At 58.7% G+C, this 491-nt stretch carries 1 protein-coding gene; it reads left to right on the top strand.

Features of this window, described 5'->3' with window-relative positions:
• A partial coding sequence (locus IB258_RS30225) for an isocitrate/isopropylmalate family dehydrogenase (protein ID WP_225590571.1) occupies positions 1-491 on the top strand: 491 nt, incomplete at both ends.

The following is a 491-nucleotide window of genomic DNA, read 5'->3' as shown; positions in this document are numbered from 1 at the left end:
GATCATCTGCAAGAACGTTCCGCGCCTCGTCCCCGGCTGGACCAAGCCGATCATCGTCGGCCGTCACGCCTTCGGCGACCAGTATCGCGCCACCGACTTCAAGTTCCCCGGCAAGGGCAAGCTGACGATGAAGTTCGTCGGTGAAGACGGCAAGGAAATCGAATACGACGTCTTCGATGCCCCGTCCGCCGGTGTCGCCATGGGTATGTACAACCTCGACGATTCGATCACCGAATTCGCCCGCGCCTCCTTCAACTACGGCCTGCAGCGCAAGGTGCCGGTCTACCTCTCGACCAAGAACACAATCCTCAAGGTCTATGACGGCCGCTTCAAGGACATCTTCCAGAAGGTGTTCGACGAGGAATTCGCCGAAAAGTTCAAGGAAGCGAAGATCTGGTACGAGCACCGCCTGATTGACGACATGGTCGCCTCAGCGCTGAAGTGGTCCGGCGGTTATGTCTGGGCCTGCAAGAACTATGACGGCGACGTGC

Source organism: Achromobacter sp. ACM02 (assembly GCF_014851605.1).
Lineage (GTDB): Bacteria > Pseudomonadota > Gammaproteobacteria > Burkholderiales > Burkholderiaceae_B > Achromobacter > Achromobacter aegrifaciens.
This window is presented reverse-complemented; position numbering and strand designations above follow the sequence as displayed.